Genomic DNA, 16,982 nt, shown 5'->3' with positions numbered 1-16,982 from the left:
GTCTACGCGCAACCTCACGCCTTAGGCACGCGCCCCCGGCCAGTCCCCAAACTTCTCGCCGCTGAGGCGCTCGTACGCCTCGATGTAACGGTCGCGGGTCGCCTCCACCACGGAACCAGGCAGCTCCGGTGGCTGCGTGTTCTCCGCAGGGTCCCAGCCGGACTTCGGGCCGGTGAGCCAGTTGCGCACGTACTGCTTATCGAAGCTCGGCTGTACCTTGCCTTCCTCGTACGTATCGGCTGGCCAGTAGCGGGACGAATCAGGCGTGAGTACCTCGTCCGCAAGGACCAGGTTGCCTTCCTCGTCGACGCCGAACTCCAGCTTCGTATCCGCGAGGATGATGCCCTTGGTCTCCGCGTACTCCGCAGCCTTGGTGTACACCTCCAAGGTGAGGTCGCGCAGCTGGGCAGCGAGCTTCGCGCCCACCTTCTCCTCCACATACTCGAACGTCACGTTCTCATCGTGGTCGCCCTGCGCGGCCTTCGTCGCCGGGGTGAAAATCGGCTCCGGTAACTTCGAGGCCTCAACCAGGCCCTCGGGCAGCTTCACGCCGCAGACCATACCGGTGCGGTCGTACTCTTTCTTGCCCGAACCAGTCAGGTAACCGCGAGCGACACACTCGAACGGAATCATCTTCAGCTTCTTCACCACGTACGAGCGGCCGAGGACCTCCTCCGGAATCCGGGGATCATCAACCGGGCCCGCCAGGTGATTGCGCACACCCGAAAGCAGGTCGAAGAAGAACATGGACGTGGCAGTCAGAATCCGGCCCTTATCCGGGATCGCCGGCTCCAGCGAGAAGTCGAACGCCGAAATGCGGTCGGACGCCACCATCAATAACGTTTCGTCATCCACCTCGTAAATCTCGCGGACTTTGCCGCCAGCCAGGTGGGTATAGTCAGAAAGCTCTGGACGCATGGACATAAAGGTTACAGAATCTCCCCTGGTTTGTACGCAGCGGCGTCCGGGTGGGCGTCGATAAGCTGTTGGATACGAGCGCACACGTTGCTGACCTGCGACTCCGCCGAGCCAATGAACGCGTGGCGGTCAGCCAACGCATCCTGCAGCTGCTCTTTGTCGAGCGGGAGGCGCTCATCAGCGGCGAGGCGCTCAATGAGGTTTTGTTCAGCGCCATTTTCGCGCATATCAAGCGCCATCGCAACCGCGTGCTCCTTGATAATCTCGTGCGCCGTCTCGCGGCCCACACCCGCGCGTACCGACGCCATCAAGATCCTCGTCGTGGCCAAGAACGGCAGGTAACGGTCCAGCTCACGGTTGAGCATCGCCGGGAACGCACCGAACTCATCCAGCACAGTGAGAAATGTCTCAAACTGGCCGTCGATCGCGAAGAACGCGTCAGGCAGGGCCACGCGGCGCACCACCGAGCAGAACACATCGCCCTCGTTCCACTGCTGCCCAGCAAGGTCAGCGACCATGGTGAGGTAGCCGCGCAGGATCACCTGGAAGCCACCGACGCGCTCACAGGAACGCGCGTTCATCTTGTGCGGCATCGCCGAAGAACCAACCTGGCCCTCCTTGAAGCCCTCCGTGACCGTTTCGTTGCCGGCCATCAGGCGGATCGTGGTCGCGAGCGATGACGGACCCGCTCCCAGCTGTACAATCGCCGAGATCGCGTCAAAGTCCAAGGAACGCGGGTAGACCTGGCCGACCGAGTCAAAGGTGCGCTCGAAGCCCAGGTGGCGTGCCACCGACTGCTCCAGCTGACGCAACTTCGCCTCGTCGCCGCCCATCAGGTCCAGCATGTCCTGTGCAGTACCCATCGGGCCCTTGATGCCGCGCAGCGGATATGCCTCCAGCAGCGTCTCGATGCGCTCAACCGCTACCAGCATCTCATCCGCCGCCGATGCGAAACGCTTGCCCAGCGTCGTGGCCTGCGCCGCAACGTTGTGCGAACGCCCCGCCATCACCAGGGTGGAGTACTGATCCGCCCGGTTCCCGATCGCCTTGAGTACCGCAACCGACTTGTCGCGAATCAGCTCCAGCGAGCGATAAATCTGCAGCTGTTCGACATTCTCGGTCAGGTCACGGCTGGTCATCCCCTTATGGATGTGCTCGTACCCGGCCAGCGCGTTGAACTCCTCAATGCGCGCCTTCACGTCATGTCGCGTGACCTTCTCACGCTCAGCAATCGAAGCCAGGTCCACCTTGTCGACGACCGCCTCGTACGCAGCGATCGCCTCCTCGGGAATCTCGACTCCCAGCTCACGCTGCGCCTTCATCACGGCGATCCAGAGCTGACGCTCCAGAATGATCTTGTGTTCTGCGCTCCACAGCGTCGCCATCTCCGGCGACGCGTAGCGGTTCGACAGGACGTTGCTATTGTTCGGTTTCAACAGTTTCTCAGCCACGACGCTGATTATCGCACAACGTCCCGACACGCGCGCTAGATACGGATTTCTCCCTCAATCGCGCGCCGCCCAATGTCCTTGCGGTAGAAGGAACCCTCGAGCGAAATCTGCTCAATCGCCTGGTAGGCAGCGTCCACCGCATCCTGCAGCGTTACGCCCTTACCCAGCACGTTGAGCACGCGCCCACCGGCCGAGACGTACTCCCCATCCTTGGTCGCGGTACCTGCGTGCAACACCACGTCGGGGTTGTCCAGGTCGGCGCCAGTAATGACGTCCCCGGTCTTGGGGTGCTCCGGGTAATCCTTGGCCGCCAGCACTACCGTCGCAGCGTAGCCGTCCTCCCACTCCAGCGCCGGCAGCGTGTCTAGGCTGCCCGTTGCTACGGCGTAGAGGACGTCGACAAGCGGGGTACGCAGCAGGCTAAGCACCGGCTGAGTCTCCGGGTCGCCGAAGCGCGCGTTGAACTCCACCACCGACGGGCCCTCCGGACCCCACGCGGCGCCGACGTACAGCAGGCCCTGGTACGGGATGCCGCGGGCGACCATCTCACGCGCAACCGGGCGCGCAATCTCGTCCACGATGCGGTCCACGCCACCCTCCGGCAGCCAAGGAAGCGGCGTGTACGCGCCCATCCCACCAGTGTTCGGGCCCTCGTCATTGTCGTAGGCGCGCTTGTGATCCTGCGCCGGCAGCAACGGCACCACGGTCTCGCCGTCCACCAGGCAGAACAGCGACACCTCCGGGCCCTCGAGGAAGGACTCGAACAGCACCGGGTTGCCGGCCTCAATCACCTCGCGAGCGTGCGCGCGGGCCTCGGCAGCATCAAGCGTGACGACGACCCCCTTGCCGCCAGCCAGCCCATCATCCTTGACCACGTAGTGCGGGCCGAACGCCTCAAGAGCATCGTCGATCTCCTCGATGCGCTCCACGCGCTGCGCGCGGGCCGTCGCCACACCAGCAGCGGCCATGACGTCCTTCGCGAATGCCTTCGACCCCTCCAGCTGCGCCGCGGCCTTCGTCGGGCCAAACGCTGGAATGCCCGCGGCCTGCAGCGCGTCCACCGCACCCGCCACCAACGGCACCTCAGGGCCAATCACGACAAGTTCAGCGTCAACGTCCTTCGCCAGCTCGACGACCGACTCAGGCGAAGCGACGTCGACACTCCTGACCTCAGCAAGTGATGCCATGCCGGCGTTTCCCGGCGCGACAGTGAGCTCGTGTCCTGCAAGACCTTTCAACAGGGCGTGTTCACGGCCGCCCGAACCGATAACAAGGATGCGCATGCCCACTAACTTACCGGTAACCTAGGCGCTATGAGCACTGTGTTTACAAAGATTATTCAAGGTGAAATTCCAGGCCGCTTCGTGTACAAGGACGAGGACGTCGCCGCGTTCCTCACCATCGAGCCGATCGCGTACGGCCACACGCTGGTCGTTCCCGTCAAGGAGATCGATAAGTGGACCGACATCGAGCCAGCGCTGTGGGCAAAAATGAATGACGTTGCCCAACGAGTAGGCAACGCCATCATCGAGGCATTTGGCAGCGAGCGCGCCGGCTACCTCATCGCCGGCTTCGAAGTGCCGCACGCACACATCCACGTCTTCCCCGCCAACGACATGTCCGGCTACGACCTGTCCACCGTGATGAAGATGGACGAAACCGACCCGGCCAAGATGGACGAGGCCGCGGAGAAGCTGCGCGCAGCACTCGAGGCTTAAACCTTCGGGCTCTTCTCCATCGGGAGGGAAATGGTGAACGTGGAGCCCTCACCCGGCGCGCTTTTTACGGTGATGGTGCCGTCGTGCTGCTCGATGAGGGACTTCGCGATCGCCAACCCCAACCCCGAACCGCCACCAGAAGCGCGGTTCCTGGAGTTGTCCGCGCGGTAGAACCGCTCGAACATGTGCTCCGCGTCCTTCTCCTCCATGCCGCAGCCGTCGTCAATGACTTCGATGATGATGCGGTCCAGGTTCTCCCGCAACGCGACCGTGACCGAGGCATCCTTGCCCGCGTGCTTGAACGCGTTCACAATCAGGTTCAGCAACACCTGGTGCAGCCGCGAGGGGTCACCGTTGACCGTCGGCACCGAGGTGGCGTTGTTCTCAATCGTGAGCGAACGCTCCGGGAACGCCGCCTGCGCAGAGCTCACCGCCGAAGTCACCATCTCCAACACATCCACCTGGCGCTTATCCAGGCGAGTGCCCTCCGCACGAGTCAACGCGAGGAGATCCTCCACCAGCAACTGCATGCGGGCAGACTCCTCCTCAATCTTGCCGATGACCATGTCCGCGTCCGGCGCCATACCCTTCCGGTAGAGCTCCGCATACCCGCGCACACTCGTCAGCGGAGTACGCAGCTCATGAGACGCGTCACCCACAAAGCGACGCATCTGCTCCTCCTTCAGCTGCGCATCCTCCACGGACTCCTGCAGCTGCTGCACCATCGTGTTCATCGCATATGACAACTTGCCGACTTCAGTCTCCCGCGACCACACCGGCACCCGGCGCTTCGTGTCGCCGTCGGCAATTGCAAGCGCAGTGTTCTCTACCTCACGCAACGGGGCCAACGCCTTACGAATATAGGTGCGCCCCGCGCACGCAATCCCCACCACGGCAAGGAGCCCAAATGTCGTTTCCACAATCGCAAGCCAACGCAGCACGCGGTGCTCTGCGTCGAGCTCTTTCGCGACATACTTCACAGTGCCGTCCGGCATCTCGCGTGACATCGCGCGCCACTTCACGCCCGGCGCCACGCCTGTCGACGGCACCGTCACCGCCTTATCTTGCCGCTTGACCCTCGAAAGGTCCGGCGGTGTATCCACATACACCGGGCTCCACGACGTCCCGAACTGCGGATACCACGTCTCCTGATAAAAATCGCTCGGCGCACCCGACGACGGCACCCACGTCACCTGACCAACCCACGTGTCCAACCCCTCGCTGAGCTGGTCGTCGACACGCTGATACAAAATGCTGCGCATGAAGATGTACACCGCCGAGAAACTCACCAACAGCGCCAGCGTGGCAATCGCCAACACCAACGCCACCAGCTGCTTCTGCAGCGGCTTCGTCCTCGAGTACGCAAGCGCATGAAGCCGACGCCTACTCATCGGTCACCTACGCCTTACTTACGAGGTGTACGCAGCACATAGCCGACGCCACGCACCGTATGAATCAACGGCACATCACCGTTATCCACCTTGCGTCGCAGATACGAAATGTACGACTCAACCACGTTGCCGTCGCCACCAAAGTCGTAGTGCCACACGTTATCCAGAATCTTCGCCTTCGACAGCACAACCTCAGCATTCAGCATCAGGTAGCGCAGCAGGTTGAACTCCGTCGGCGACAACTCAATGATCTCGCCAGCCTTCGTCACCTCGTGCGTCTCATCATTCAACGTCAGATCGGCGTACCGCAGCGTCGTATCCTCATCCGCATCCTCCGTCACCTTGCCGCGACGCAGAATCACACGCAGACGAGTAATCACCTCCTCCAAGGAGAACGGCTTCGTCACATAATCATCGGCGCCAATAGTCAGGCCGTGGATCCGATCCTCAACCGCATCCTTCGCCGTCAAGAACAGCACCGGGCCATCAATGCCCTCACTGCGCAGCTTGCCCAACAGCTCAAAGCCATCCATCCCCGGCATCATCACGTCAAGGATGAACGCGTCCGGACGGAAGTCCTTCACCTTCTCCAGCGCCTCCTGGCCAGAGCCCGCACTCTCGACCTCAAAGCCCTGGAACTTCAAAGAAACCGTCAACAACTCAACGATATTCGGCTCATCGTCAACAACGAGCACCTTTACAGGCTTCGTAGCCTCAGACATGTACAGTTCACTCCTTCATACACCAGGGCATTTCGCGTTTCCCTTAGATTTCTCTCGGGAACTGCGTCGGCCGCCATGAATGGCTTCCACGCCCATGAACATAACTGCCTCTATCTAACGCCGTTTCTCTGAACGTTTCCTGTACGCCCCCTGCATGTGGGTGAGTAAAACAGGGATAGTCCGCCGGGAGAGGCGGGGTTGGGGCCGGTTGGATTTCGTTCCGGTCGACCTCTTAGCGTCGACCAATGCAGGTCGTCGGGAATGACTGTGCATTGCCTGGGCACCAGATCTCACCGCCACCAAACGCTGAACTGGGGAAACGTCGCTTGGCCTTGGCGAAAATGGGGAAATTGGTGCACCGGGGCGATTGCGGGGCGTCGGGCATCAAAATAGTCAGGCACCCCAACGCAAACACCCCCTCCCCGGCGTTAGGTACGTCCCGGGAGGGGGTTTCAGAGCTAGAGACGAGACTTGAACTCGCAACCTACGCATTACAAGTGCGTTGCGCTACCGATTGCGCCACTCTAGCAGCGCTGAAGAGTCTACACTAACGTTCACTCGTTTACCGAAATCCCACTTCCTACCTCCACCGATGCCCTTCAGCGTGCCGACGAGCCCGGCAGGGTCGGTGGGGATGAACCCGGAAAGGGTGGTGGCGCCGGCATCGAAAAGCGTGGGTGTCATTGGGGTTGATGGACCGACAATGATGGTGTCCAGCCCGGATGCGAGTTCCAAGAGGCGTGGCATCGTTTTGTTCACGAGGGCGGAGGCGGTGATGAAAACTGTGTCCAGGTCTGGGGCGAGGTATTCGAAGGCGGAGTCCGGATAGTCGCCGGGACGTTGGACTCGCTCGAAGACGTAGAGGTCGGCGACGTCGCGGAGGGTGCGCTCCAGGCCTGGGAAGTGCCCGACGACGCCAACGCGCTTGCCGGCGTAGTGGGAGGCGTAGGCGACGAATGCGTCCGGGGCGTCGTCGAAGTGGGGTGCGTCGCGGTTCACCCAGGCGTTGATGGCGGCGAGGCCAACGCCGGCTTCGGCGAAGTTCCACGATGTGACCATGGAGGCGGCGTCGAGAAGGGGGCGTCCGATTGGGGACTCGGAGAGGACGGGGCGGCCGTCGCCGGGGTAGACGGCGGCGATGCCGACGTGGCCGTCGGAGGTGCGGAGCCAGGCCCAGTGGGGCGCGATGCCGAAGTCGGTCACGGTGATGGAGGTCGGGGTGGCGTCGATAAGTTGCTCGTAGAGTTGCCAGGTCATGTGGCCATTCTAGGCGTGTCGGGGTGGCTTGCTAGGGTCGAATACGTGAACTTGAATTCGCTGTGGGAGTTTGTCCGCGGGTCACGCCAGCACGTGGCGACGATTGACGCGGCGCGAACGTCGCCGCCGCCGTCCGTGCTTGCCCCGATTGATCTGACGGATACCGCGCAGGTAGCCGGGGTTATGAATATTGCTGCGCGCATTGGGGAGGTCCTGATCGCGAATGGCACGACGTCTTCGGATGCGATTGCGCAGATTCACACGGTGACCTCGTCGTATGGTCTGCACTACTGCCATGTGGACATCACGGTGAACACGATCATGATTAACACGATTATTGGAGTGCATAAGCGTACCCCGGTCAACGTGTTCCGCGTGGTCACGATGATGAGCGAGAACTACCACAAGCTGCAGGAGGCGGACCGGCTGATCCGCTCGATTCGTTCGGGCGCCACGCCACCGGAGCTTGCGGAGAAAATCCTCGACGATATTGATAACTCCCCTATCCCGTGGCGCAACACGCGCTACCTGGCGGGTTGGCTGGTGATGGGCGCGGCCGTCGCGATTTTGCTGGGCGGGGACCTGTTCATGTCCGCGATTGGCGGGCTCACAGCGTTTCTCATCATGGGATTTAACAAGATTTTGTCCCGCAACTCCCTGCCTTACTTCTTCCACTGCGCCATCGGCGGCTTCTTGACGACGATCCCGGCGGCGCTGTTCTACGAGGTCGCGCCGATGATCGGCAAGACGATTGTGCCCAGCCAAGTGATCGCGGTGGGCATTGTGGTCCTGTTGGCGGGTCTGACCTTGGTGCAGTCGCTGCTTGACGGGGTGACGGGCTCGCCGGTGACGGCCTCGGCGCGATTCTTCCAGACACTGCTCTTTACCGGCGGCATCGTGGCTGGTGTCGCGATTGGGTTGAACACGTGGGAGCTCATGGGCCTGGGCTTGCCGCCACTGGAGACGATGCTGGGGACCCCAACATTTAGTGGTGCGGCGGCGCGTATTGCGGGGAGTACGTTGGCGTCGGCGTCATTCGCGGTGACGTGCTTCGCGGAGCGCCCCGCGGTGGTGGTGGCGGCGTTTACGGCCGCCGCCGGTTCGAGTATGTATTACCTGTTTTTGATCCCAATCGGCTCCGGCGCCCTGATGGCGACGGCGGCGTTGGCGTTCGTCGTCGGCCTTGCGGGTGGTTTGATTGCCCGCCGTTTCCTGATCAACCCGGTGATCACCGCGGTGACTGGTGTGACCCCGTTCCTGCCTGGCTCTGGTGTGTATCGCGGGATGTACGCCATGATGAACGAGCAGATCGTGGTGGGCCTGACCAACCTGTTCATGGCGGTCGGCACCTGTATGGCGCTGGCTGGCGGTGTGGTGTTTGGCGAGTGGGTGGCGCGCCGTCTGCGTGCCCCGCAGCACTACATTCCGTACGAGGCCTTCAAGCGGGCCGGGCGCTTCACGTTCCAGCAGATCCGCCGACGGAGGCCCCCAGGCGGGCTTCGTCACTAATATTGGCGTAGAATCGTTGTGCTAGTAATGCGCGTCGTACAAGGAGGAACCCGTAGTGCCACCCAAGATCACCGACTCTCGCCCCTCGCCTGAGGCGCTCCACGCCGTTGAGGAGCAGACAGCATCTGGTGCTCGCAGGATTGTTGCTACCTACGCCGAGGACTTTTTTGATGGCGTGACCTTGATGTCCATGCTCGGTGTCGAGCCACAGGGCTTCGTGTACAAGAAGTACGCGGAGGAAGTCCTGGGCGCTGAGGAAGAGGAAGAGCCGAAGAAGGCGACCAAGAAGAAGGCTACGAAGAAGAAAGCCACCAAGAAGAAGGCTTCTAAGAAGAAGGCCACGAAGAAAAAGGCCACCAAGAAGAAAGCAACAAAGAAAAAGGCCACCAAAAAGAAGACTGTAAAGAAGAAGTCGTAGTTGTGAATGAGTTCGTAGTGGTGGCTAACCGCCTGCCCGTCGACCGTGTCGAGGGCGGGTGGAAGGCGTCACCCGGCGGGCTCGTAGCTGCGCTCGCACCCGTGTTGCGGGCACGCGCCGGTTGCTGGGTGGGGTGGTCCGGCGCGGTGGATGAACCGGTCGCGCCGTTTCGCTTTGATGGCATTGACCTGCACCCGGTGACGTTGGACGCCCAGGACTACGAGGAGTTCTACGAGGGTTTCTCCAACTCGACGTTGTGGCCGCTTTACCATGACTTGATCGTGGCCCCGCAGTACAACGAGCAGTGGTGGCAGCGCTACCGTGACGTTAACGTCCGCTTCGCGCGCGCGACCGCCGAGGTGGCGGCGCAGGGCGCGACGGTGTGGGTGCAGGACTACCAGTTGCAGCTGGTGCCGGGCCTGCTGCGCGAGATGCGCCCCGACCTGACCATCGGGTTCTTCCTGCATATTCCGTTCCCCTCCCCCGACCTGTTCCGCCAGCTCCCGTGGCGCGAGGAACTCATCGGTGGACTCAACGGCTGCGACCTGGTGGGGTTTCAGCGCGAGGCGGATGAGCGCAACTTCCGCGCACTCGTCGGCGACGATAACAACAGCCCGCGCAGTGGAACGTTCCCGATCTCGATTGACCCGGCGGCGGTGCAGGTTGGCTCGCCGGAGGCGGTGGCGAAGCTGCGGGAATCGGTAGGTAATCCTGCGGCCCTGATGCTGGGGGTGGACCGCATGGATTACACGAAGGGCATCCTGCAGCGTTTGCTCGCGTTTGAGCAACTGCTCGAGGAAGGTGTCGGCGCCACCCTGATCCAGCTGGCCACCCCGTCGCGGGAGCGCATCGAGCACTACCGCGAGACCCGCCGCCAGGTCGAAGAGGCAGTGGGCAGGATTAACGGCCGCTTCGGATCGGTGGGTCGCCCGGTGATCCACTACATGCATCGCGGTGTGTCCAAGCAGGAGCTGGGCACGTTCTATGCGGCTGCGGACGTGATGTTGGTGACGCCGTTTAAGGACGGCATGAACCTGGTGGCAAAGGAGTACGTGGCCTGCCACCCGGACGGGGACGGCGCGTTGGTGCTGTCCGAGTTCGCCGGCGCGGCCGTAGAGCTGCACGACGCGTATTTGTGTAATCCGTTCGAGGGGGCGTCGATACTTCGGGCGATGCGGGAGGCACTTGTCCCGGATCCGGAGCGGATGCGGCGGATGTATGCGCGCGTGTTGGGGCACGATGTCCACCGGTGGGCCGCGGAGTTTTTGCAGGAGGTTGCGCGATGAAACGGCTGGTTGTTGCAGGTGCAGCACTGGGGCTGGCGGCGTGTTCGCCGGCGCCGCCGGTGTGGCAGGTCGTTGCGGTGTACACGGCTCCGGACACGCCGGGGGATGTGCCGGATCGGGCGAATGTGAGCATCGACGGTTCGAAGCTGACGGGCTCGACGGGATGCGGCAAGGTTGAAGGCGACGTCACGGTCACTGAAGACACACTGACTATCAACGAGATTTCTTTCGCCGACACGGCGGGCTGCGAGGGGGCGGCGCGCTACACGCACGATCAACTGGCGTCGCTGGTGGTGCCGGAGGCCACGTTCCGGATCAACAATGTCAGTGACACCGAGAAGGTGCTCACGCTCGACGGTGACGACGTGAACGAACCGAGCATGCGGGTGATGATGCTGTGAGTTCCATCGCGTACTTATCGACGGCCCCTTCGCTCCTTGTCTGCCTCGATTTCGATGGCACGATCAGCGAGCTGAACCCGGACCCTTATGCGGTGAAACCGCACCCGGTGGCTCTGGAGGCGATTGAGCGCCTGGCACACGCCCCGAATACGGAGGTGGCGATGCTGTCCGGCCGCCACCTGGAGGGCCTGCGCAGGGTGTTCCCGCTGCGCGAGCCCGTCGTGTTGGTGGGCTCGCACGGCGCGGAGCCTGGCCCGGAGCTTACGCCGGAGGATGTCGAGTATTTGGACGCAATCGAAAAGCAGCTGGAGGCGATCGCGGTCTCGCCGGCGTACGTGGAGGTCAAGCCCTACCAGCGGGTGCTGCACGTCGCGCCCGTGGGGGACGCGGCGGAGCGCGAGCGCATGCTGGCGGAGGCGCTGCGGATTCAAACGCCACGCCCTGTCACGCCAGGCAATAACGTGGTGGAGTTTTCCGCGGTAGATGTGTCGAAGGGTTCGTGGCTGCGGGCCCACAAGCAGCGCTTTGCTGCGACGCTCTTCGCTGGCGATGACGTCACGGACGACACAGCGCTAGCGGTGCTGGGGCCTGCGGATGTGGGGATCAAGGTAGGGGTCGACGTCGCAGGCGTGGACGAGATGGCGGCCTTCCTGAAGGCGCTCGCCGACGCTCGTTGTTGATATTCATTTTCAATACCGCGTACAATGGCGGCCATGTTTTCACGACGCTTCATTGGCATCCTTGCTGCATCGACGCTCGCGCTGAGCGCCTGCAGCAGCACTGACAGCACCGGCGACACCGCAGCTGATGCCGCCGACGGCCAGATCGTGGCCACGACGCAGGTGTGGGCGGACGTCGCGAGCCTGGTGACGGGCCAGGACGTCCCCGCGATCATCTCGAATACGTCGGTGGACCCGCACGACTACGAGCCGACGGCCGCCGACCTGGCGCAGGTGGCGAAGGCGGTGCTCGTGGTGGCTAACGGTGGCGCGTACGACGCCCGCATCTACGGCGCGGCGGAGGACGCGAACGTGGTCTCCGCGCTGCCGCTGACGGAGGCGCACGAGCACGAGCACGAGCACGGTGAGCATGGCCATGACGACCACGACCATGAGGGCCACGACCATGACCACGCCCACGAGGAGAACGAGCACATCTGGTACTCCACCGCGGCGATCGCGAAGGTGGGCGCGGACCTCGCGCAGCGCACTGATGGCAACACGGACGCGCTCGATGAGAAGCTTGAGCAGCTGCAGGCGAAGCTGGACAGCCTCAAGGCGGCGCGCGTGGCGCAGACGCACCCAATCGCGGACGCGATCATCGAGGAGTCCGCGCTCGAGGACGTCACTCCGGAGTCCTTCCGCCACGCAACGCTGAACCACTCGGAGCCGTCCTCGGCGGCGCTCGCGGAGTTCATCGCTGCACTCGAGTCCGGCGAAATCGACATCCTGATTAACAACCCGCAGAGCCCGAACGGTGTCTCCGACAAGCTGGTTGAGGTGGCGAAGGCCAACAACGTGAAGGTCGTTGACATTTACGAGACCCCACCAAACGGCGAGAACTTCTTCGACTACTTTGCCAAGGCGCTTGACGAGCTCTAATGCTGCACCTGACCAACGCTTCCTGTGATCCCCTGTGGCACGACATCAACCTTGATGTCGCCGCGGGGGAATTTGTCGCTGTGCTGGGCCCGAACGGCAGCGGCAAGTCCACGCTGCTCGGTACGATCCTGGGCACGCGGAAACTCAGCTCAGGCACGATTTCGGCGCCGAAGAACATCGGGTTTATCCCGCAGCAGCGCATGTTCCCGCCGGAGCTGCCGGTGCGGGTTCGCGATCTGGTGTCGCTCTCGCTTGAGCACCGTCCGCTGCGTCGGCCGAGGAAGGGGGACGTCGATACGCTGCTGGACAGCGTGGGCGCGCTCCACCTTGCCGACGCCCGCGTGGGCACCCTGTCGGGTGGTCAGCAGCAGCTGGTGCGGCAGGCGCAGGCCTTTGCGAAGCAGCCCGACCTCATCCTTGCCGACGAGCCCCTGCTCTCGCTCGACGTGGCACGGCAGCGCGACTTCGTGTCCCGGCTGCACGCCGCGAAGGTCGCGGTGGTGATGGTGACGCACTCCATCGATCCGGTGATCGACATCGTGGACACGGTGCTCTACCTGGGGCCGAACGGACACGTGGTCGGCAGTGCCGACGAGGTGCTGCGCTCCGAGGTCCTCAGCGAGCTGTACGGGGCTCCGGTGGAGGTCGTGCGCGTGGGTGGAAAGACGGTGATCCTGTAAATGCTGGAGCAAACGCAGTACCTGCTCGGGTTCGATTTCGTGATCACTGCGCTGATCGCCTGCGCGATGCTGGGCGTGCTCTCCGGGGTGATTGCGCCGCTGATCGTGATGCGGAAAATGTCATTCGCGGTGCACGCCACCTCTGAGCTCGCACTGATGGGTGCCGCGGTTGCCCTCGTGACGGGCCTGAACCTCAGCTTGGGGGCCGTCGTCGGCTCGATTGTGGCGGCGATCGTGCTCGTCCTTTTGGGGCTTCGCAGCGACACGGATTCGTCTGTGGGCGTGGTGATGAGCTTCGGCATGGGCATCTCCGTGCTGTGCATCCACCTCTACCCCGGCAACTCCACCACGGCGATGGCGCTGCTCACCGGCCAGATCGTCGGGGTGAGCAGGGAGAACCTCGGGGTGCTGACTGCCACCACGCTGCTAGTCGTGGTGGCCGTGATGGTGCTGTGGCGCCCGCTGCTGTTCGCCTCTGTAGACCCGGAGATGGCGGCCGCGAGCGGGGTGCGCGTGAAGGTGTTGGCCACGCTGTTCGCCATCCTGCTCGGCATGGCGGCCGCCCAGACCGTGCAGATCGTGGGCGTGCTGCTTGTGATGGCGCTGCTGATCACGCCCGGCGCGTCCGCGGTGGCCATTACGGCGCGTCCCGCGGCGGCGGTGGCGTGGTCGGTGCTCTTCGCGGAGCTCGCCGCCGTGGGCGGCATGCTGCTCTCGCTGGCGCCCGGCCTGCCGGTGAGTGTGATGGTGGCGTTTGTGTCCTTCGCCATCTACCTCGTGTGCCGGGCGGTGGGCTACTTCACGCGGCGCTGACGTGCGAACTCGCTGAGCACCACGCCGGCCGCGACGGAGGCGTTCAGGGACTCTACCCACTCGGTGGTAGGGATGGACATGATCACGTCGCAGTTTTCCCGCACGAGCCTGGAGATACCCTTGCCCTCCGAGCCGACGACGATGACTACCGGGTCGGTGGCGCCCTCGAAAGTGTCCAGTGTGTGCTCGCCGCCCGCGTCGAGGCCCACGACCATGTAGCCGTTGTCCTTGAACTGCTTGACAGTACGGGTCACGTTGGTCACACGCGCGACAGGCAGGCGAGCCGCCGTGCCCGCCGAGGTGCGCCACGCCACGCCCGTCACCTGCGCGGAGCGTCTCTCCGGGATGATCACGCCGTGGCCGCCGAACGCGGCCGTCGAGCGGATCACCGCGCCGAGATTACGCGGGTCGGTGATGTTGTCCAGGATGACAAACATGCCGGTCTCCCCGCGGTCCGCCACACCAGCGACCAGGTCGAAGACGTCCGCGTACTTGTACGGCTGGATCTTCAGGCCGATGCCCTGGTGCATGCCGTTTCCGGTCATCATGTCCAAGTCGTGGCGGTCCACCTCCTGCACCGGGATGTTGCGGGAGTTCGCCAGGGTGACGGCCTCGCTGAGGCGGTCGTCGTGCCCGGTGCCGCGCGCCACGAACAGCGCCTCGGCTGGCACCTTGGCGTGCAGGCACTCCACGACGGGGTTGCGGCCAACAACCATGTCCGGCAGCTCGCGCTCGTGGCGGCCTTGGTCGCGGCGCTTGCGCTCCAGCTTGCGCTTGTGCGCCGCGTGGTAGACGCGGTCCTCGGCCTTCGGGGTTGCACCCTTGCCGCGCAGCCCGCGGCGACGCTGCCCGCCAGACCCCTTCGTGGCGGTCTTCTTGTTCTTCTTCTGCTTATCGGGGCGGTGGTATGGCTTGGCCATTAGTTCTCCTTCAGTTGCCACTGCGCGCCGTCGGCGGTGTCGGTGACCTCGATGCCTGCGGCGGCAAGGCGGTCACGCACGGCATCGGCCGCGGCCCAGTCCTTCTCGGCACGCGCGGCGGCCCGGCGCTCAAGCTCGGCACCAACCAACACATCAAGTGCCTCGGTTACTCCATTATTTTTCGACGCCCCATCGTCCCACACACCGGGGTCCACCCCCAACACCGCGGCCATCGCACGCACCTGAGCAGCCAACTCGGCTGCCTTGGCGGTATCGTGCGCGGCGAGCGCCTTGTTGCCTTCACGGACCACGTTGTGGATTTCGGCGAGCGCGCGGGGCACGGAGAAGTCGTCGTCTAGCGCCTGGGCGAAGCCTTCGGTCCAGGTGGTCGACTCGGGCGTGCCGGCGCGATGCACGAAGTCCTCGATGCGGCGGTAGCCCGCCGCGGCCTCCTGCAGCGCCTCCGGCGAATACTCCAGCACGCTGCGATAGTGCGCGGATCCCAGGTAGTAGCGCAGCTCCACCGGGCGCACGGCGTCCAGCATGTTGTCGATGCTCAGCACGTTACCCAGCGACTTCGACATCTTCTCGCCCGCCATGGTCACCCAGTGGTTGTGCATCCAGTACTGGGCGAAGCCATCACCCGCGGCGTGGGACTGCGCCTGCTCGTTTTCGTGATGCGGGAACTGCAGGTCCAGACCGCCGCCGTGAATGTCGAACTCGGCGCCCAGGTACCAAGTGGACATGGCGGAGCACTCCAGGTGCCAGCCGGGGCGGCCGTCGCCCCACGGGGTCGGCCAGCTCGGCTCGCCCGGCTTGGCGGCCTTCCACAGTGCAAAGTCGTGGCTGCCACGCTTGCCGTGCACGTCGCTCTCGCCCTGGTTCATCTCCTCGACACGGTTGCCGGACAGGGAACCGTAGTCGTCGCTCGCCTTCGTCCAGGCGGCCACGTCGAAGTAGACGGAGCCCTCGGAGGCGTAGGCGAAGCCGGCGTCGATAAGCCGCTGCATGTAGTCGACCATCTGGGTGACGTGGCCCGTGGCGCGCGGCTCGACAGACGGCGGCAACACGCCGAGGGTGTTGTAGGCGCGCGTGAACTCGCGCTCGTACGTACTGACCCACTCCCACCACGGCCGATCGTGCTCGGCGGCCTTGTTTAAGATCTTGTCATCGATGTCGGTGACGTTGCGCACGAACGCGACGTCGTAGCCCTTGGCCGCGAACCAGCGGCGCACGATGTCGAACGCCACCCCCGAGCGCAAGTGCCCGATATGCGGGGCGGACTGTGGCGTGGCCCCGCACAAGTAGATGGAAACGTGGCCCTCACGCAGCGGGCGGAATGGACGCAGCGTGCGCGTCGCGGTGTCAAAAATCTGTTGGGTCTCGGCAGTCACGGCCCTTAGCTTAGTGCAACCAGCGCAGTAGCGACGGCAGCGCGCCCCTCACCCGAACCGGTGAAACCCATGTGGTCCGTCGTAGTCGCCGTCACCGACACAGGGGCGCCGAGCGCCTCCGAGAGCACGCGCTGCGCTTCCTCGCGCACCGGGCCCATCTTCGGGGTCTGGCCAATCATCTGCACCGACACGTTGATCACCTGGTGCCCATGCTGCTCGAGCAACTCCCGCAGCTCCTTGAGCAGCTGCGTGCCCCGCACCCCGTCATACTCCGGCCTACCCACCCCGACGAAGGACCCCAGGTCCCCCAGGCCCGTCGCCGAAAGCACCGCATCCACCACGGCGTGGCTGACAACATCGCCGTCCGAGTGCCCCTCGCAGCCGTCTTGGCCCTCGTGGAGGATGCCCGCGATCCAGCACGGTTTCCCGGCCTCGATCTGGTGCGCGTCAAACGCTGTACCGACCCTGAACTGTGGAAAATCTGTGTGCGACGTCATGCGCGC

Annotated in this window: 18 protein-coding genes and 1 tRNA gene; 9 read left to right on the top strand and 10 right to left on the bottom strand. The window is 63.8% G+C overall.

Annotation, left to right across the window (positions count from 1 at the left end; genetic code table 11):
* Nucleotides 1-21: 21 nt before the first annotated feature.
* From BJP05_RS01885 to purD, 3 genes are read right to left on the bottom strand one after another with little or no spacing between them, the layout of a single operon-like run.
* Nucleotides 22-918, bottom strand: coding sequence for a phosphoribosylaminoimidazolesuccinocarboxamide synthase (locus BJP05_RS01885; protein WP_070363439.1), 897 nt, complete (start codon nucleotides 916-918; stop codon nucleotides 22-24).
* An 11-nt stretch (nucleotides 919-929) separates the two neighbouring features.
* A complete protein-coding gene (gene purB / locus BJP05_RS01880; RefSeq protein ID WP_070363438.1) occupies nucleotides 930-2,378 on the bottom strand; it encodes an adenylosuccinate lyase in 1,449 nt (482 codons plus the stop codon).
* A 26-nt stretch (nucleotides 2,379-2,404) separates the two neighbouring features.
* Nucleotides 2,405-3,652, bottom strand: coding sequence for a phosphoribosylamine--glycine ligase (gene purD, locus BJP05_RS01875; protein WP_070363437.1), 1,248 nt, complete (start codon nucleotides 3,650-3,652; stop codon nucleotides 2,405-2,407).
* A 30-nt stretch (nucleotides 3,653-3,682) separates the two neighbouring features.
* On the opposite strand from purD, the gene BJP05_RS01870 reads away from it, so the two are divergent.
* Nucleotides 3,683-4,087, top strand: coding sequence for an HIT family protein (locus BJP05_RS01870; protein WP_070361932.1), 405 nt, complete (start codon nucleotides 3,683-3,685; stop codon nucleotides 4,085-4,087).
* Here BJP05_RS01870 and BJP05_RS01865 read toward each other — a convergent pair.
* The 4 genes from BJP05_RS01865 to BJP05_RS01850 all read right to left on the bottom strand — a co-directional run bounded on the left by BJP05_RS01865 (nucleotide 4,084) and on the right by BJP05_RS01850 (nucleotide 7,457).
* Nucleotides 4,084-5,478 carry a cell wall metabolism sensor histidine kinase WalK gene (locus BJP05_RS01865; RefSeq protein WP_070361931.1) on the bottom strand — a complete coding sequence of 465 codons (1,395 nt, stop codon included), beginning with the start codon at nucleotides 5,476-5,478 and terminating at the stop codon, nucleotides 4,084-4,086. The genes BJP05_RS01870 and BJP05_RS01865 overlap by 4 nt on opposite strands.
* 14 nt (nucleotides 5,479-5,492) lie before the next feature.
* Complete coding sequence (locus tag BJP05_RS01860; RefSeq protein ID WP_070361930.1) at nucleotides 5,493-6,200, bottom strand: response regulator transcription factor; 708 nt, start codon at nucleotides 6,198-6,200, stop codon at nucleotides 5,493-5,495.
* A gap of 456 nt (nucleotides 6,201-6,656) precedes the next feature.
* Nucleotides 6,657-6,729 (bottom strand) — tRNA-Thr (locus BJP05_RS01855).
* Nucleotides 6,708-7,457 (bottom strand): DUF364 domain-containing protein, encoded by a 750-nt coding sequence (locus BJP05_RS01850; protein ID WP_084028540.1) that lies wholly within the window; start codon nucleotides 7,455-7,457, stop codon nucleotides 6,708-6,710. The genes BJP05_RS01855 and BJP05_RS01850 overlap by 22 nt, the downstream gene beginning before the upstream one ends.
* Nucleotides 7,458-7,640: 183 nt before the next feature.
* On the opposite strand from BJP05_RS01850, the gene BJP05_RS01845 reads away from it, so the two are divergent.
* The 8 genes from BJP05_RS01845 to BJP05_RS01810 are packed head-to-tail and all read left to right on the top strand — an operon-like array spanning nucleotide 7,641 to nucleotide 14,165.
* Nucleotides 7,641-8,966, top strand: a complete 1,326-nt coding sequence (locus BJP05_RS01845; RefSeq protein WP_145945291.1) for a threonine/serine exporter family protein — start codon at nucleotides 7,641-7,643, stop codon at nucleotides 8,964-8,966.
* Nucleotides 8,967-9,021: 55 nt separating this feature from the next.
* Nucleotides 9,022-9,384, top strand: coding sequence for a hypothetical protein (locus tag BJP05_RS11255; protein ID WP_070361929.1), 363 nt, complete (start codon nucleotides 9,022-9,024; stop codon nucleotides 9,382-9,384).
* Nucleotides 9,385-9,386: 2 nt separating this feature from the next.
* Complete coding sequence (locus tag BJP05_RS01835; protein WP_070361928.1) at nucleotides 9,387-10,670, top strand: trehalose-6-phosphate synthase; 1,284 nt, start codon at nucleotides 9,387-9,389, stop codon at nucleotides 10,668-10,670.
* Nucleotides 10,667-11,071, top strand: a complete 405-nt coding sequence (locus tag BJP05_RS01830; RefSeq protein WP_070361927.1) for an META domain-containing protein — start codon at nucleotides 10,667-10,669, stop codon at nucleotides 11,069-11,071. Before BJP05_RS01835 ends, BJP05_RS01830 begins: the two co-directional genes overlap by 4 nt.
* The gene (locus BJP05_RS01825; protein WP_070361926.1) at nucleotides 11,068-11,751 is read left to right on the top strand and encodes a trehalose-phosphatase; all 684 of its coding nucleotides are present in this window, start codon (nucleotides 11,068-11,070) and stop codon (nucleotides 11,749-11,751) included. The genes BJP05_RS01830 and BJP05_RS01825 overlap by 4 nt, the downstream gene beginning before the upstream one ends.
* A 33-nt stretch (nucleotides 11,752-11,784) precedes the next feature.
* Nucleotides 11,785-12,672 carry a metal ABC transporter solute-binding protein, Zn/Mn family gene (locus tag BJP05_RS01820; protein ID WP_240492785.1) on the top strand — a complete coding sequence of 296 codons (888 nt, stop codon included), beginning with the start codon at nucleotides 11,785-11,787 and terminating at the stop codon, nucleotides 12,670-12,672.
* The gene (locus BJP05_RS01815) at nucleotides 12,672-13,352 is read left to right on the top strand and encodes a metal ABC transporter ATP-binding protein (protein WP_070361924.1); all 681 of its coding nucleotides are present in this window, start codon (nucleotides 12,672-12,674) and stop codon (nucleotides 13,350-13,352) included. Before BJP05_RS01820 ends, BJP05_RS01815 begins: the two co-directional genes overlap by 1 nt.
* Nucleotides 13,353-14,165 carry a metal ABC transporter permease gene (locus BJP05_RS01810; protein ID WP_070361923.1) on the top strand — a complete coding sequence of 271 codons (813 nt, stop codon included), beginning with the start codon at nucleotides 13,353-13,355 and terminating at the stop codon, nucleotides 14,163-14,165.
* On the opposite strand, the gene rlmB is transcribed toward BJP05_RS01810, so the two are convergent.
* The 3 genes from rlmB to ispF are packed head-to-tail and all read right to left on the bottom strand — an operon-like array spanning nucleotide 14,147 to nucleotide 16,976.
* Entirely contained in the window at nucleotides 14,147-15,085 is a 939-nt protein-coding gene (rlmB, locus tag BJP05_RS01805) for a 23S rRNA (guanosine(2251)-2'-O)-methyltransferase RlmB (RefSeq protein WP_070361922.1), read from the bottom strand. The two genes, BJP05_RS01810 and rlmB, sit on opposite strands and share 19 nt — an antisense overlap.
* Nucleotides 15,085-16,479, bottom strand: coding sequence for a cysteine--tRNA ligase (cysS, locus tag BJP05_RS01800; protein ID WP_070361921.1), 1,395 nt, complete (start codon nucleotides 16,477-16,479; stop codon nucleotides 15,085-15,087). Before cysS ends, rlmB begins: the two co-directional genes overlap by 1 nt.
* 5 nt (nucleotides 16,480-16,484) lie before the next feature.
* Nucleotides 16,485-16,976, bottom strand: a complete 492-nt coding sequence (gene ispF, locus BJP05_RS01795; RefSeq protein ID WP_070361920.1) for a 2-C-methyl-D-erythritol 2,4-cyclodiphosphate synthase — start codon at nucleotides 16,974-16,976, stop codon at nucleotides 16,485-16,487.
* Nucleotides 16,977-16,982: the final 6 nt, after the last annotated feature.

Origin of the sequence: Corynebacterium sp. NML98-0116, from assembly GCF_001767255.1 — a bacterium.
Classification (GTDB): domain Bacteria; phylum Actinomycetota; class Actinomycetes; order Mycobacteriales; family Mycobacteriaceae; genus Corynebacterium; species Corynebacterium pseudogenitalium.
This window is presented reverse-complemented; position numbering and strand designations above follow the sequence as displayed.